Annotated in this window: 2 protein-coding genes; both read right to left on the reverse strand. The window is 70.8% G+C overall.

The window, feature by feature from the left end:
- On the reverse strand, window positions 1–901 hold a 901-nt coding region (locus ABD289_RS20090), incomplete at its 3' end, for an acyl carrier protein (protein ID WP_344135094.1).
- On the reverse strand, window positions 877–1,170 hold the full coding sequence (locus ABD289_RS25385; protein WP_425564749.1) for a hypothetical protein: 294 nt from the start codon (window positions 1,168–1,170) through the stop codon (window positions 877–879). The genes ABD289_RS25385 and ABD289_RS20090, both read right to left, overlap by 25 nt.
- Window positions 1,171–1,205 lie beyond the last annotated feature (35 nt).

The following is a 1,205-nucleotide window of genomic DNA, read 5'->3' on the forward strand; positions in this document are numbered from 1 at the left end:
TGTCCACCGTCATCGCCGGGCCCTCGAACCCGAAGGTGTAGGACAACCTGCCGGAGACCACACTCGGCGATCCGCCGGTGGCCTGGTATCCCTCGGCCTCGCCCGTCAGGAGCTGGGCGTAGTCGTTGTACATCACGCCCGCGAACACACCGGTCTGGCTGCCCCGCAGCGAGGCCGGGGCGATCCCGGAGCGCTCCAGCGACTCCCACGCCACCTCCAGCAGCAACCGCTGCTGCGCATCGGTGGCCAGTGCCTCGCGCGGCGACATCCCGAAGAAGCCCGGGTCGAAATCACCCGCGTCGTGCAGGAATCCACCCGACCGCGTGTAGGAGGTACCCGCGTGATCCGGGTCCGGATCGAACAGCGCGTCCAGGTCCCAGCCGCGATCGGTGGGGAACTCCGAGATCGCGTCGACGCCGTCCGAGACCAGCTTCCACAGGTCCTCCGGTGAGGACACGCCACCCGGGTAGCGGCAGGCCATGCCCACGATGGCGATCGGATCGTCGGTCGTGCTCGCCCGCTCCGGCAGCGATGGGATTGCTGCGGTGGCGCCGAAGAGCTCGTCGCGCAAGTGCCCGGCCAGCGCGTTGGCCGTCGGGTAGTCGAAGACGAGCGTGGCGGGCAGCCGAAGTCCGGTCGCGGAGCCGAGGCGGTTGCGCAGCTCCACCGCGGTCAGCGAATCGAAACCGAGGTCCTGGAACGCCCGGGACGGATCGACCACGGCCGAGTCCACGTGCCCCAGCACCGAGGCGACCTCACCGCGCACCAGATCGACGAGCCCGTCCCAGCGCTCCGATTCGCCCAGCGCGCCCAAGCGGGCCAGCAACGTCTCGGTCGCGCGGGATCCGGCCAGCGATCGGCGCGACCTGGTCCGGATCAGCCCGCGCAGCAGCGGCGGCACCTCGCCACTGGAACGAATCGCCGNGGCACCTCGCCACTGGAACGAATCGCCGCCAGATCCAGCCGCACCGGCAGCACCACCGGGTTCTCCCCGGACAGCGCGGCGTCGAACAGCCGCAAACCATGCTCGGTGGTCAGCGGCGGCATCCCCGACCGGCCCATCCGGTCGACGTCCACCTCCGTGGCCATCCCAGCCTGCTCCCAAGCGCCCCACGCCAGCGAGATGCCCGGCAAGCCGCGTTCGCGCCGGTGCTGGATCAGCGCATCCAGGAAGGCGTTGCCCGCCGCGTAATTGCCCTGCCCCG

Origin of the sequence: Saccharopolyspora halophila, assembly GCF_039531955.1 — a bacterium.
In the GTDB taxonomy this organism is placed as follows: domain Bacteria; phylum Actinomycetota; class Actinomycetes; order Mycobacteriales; family Pseudonocardiaceae; genus Saccharopolyspora; species Saccharopolyspora halophila.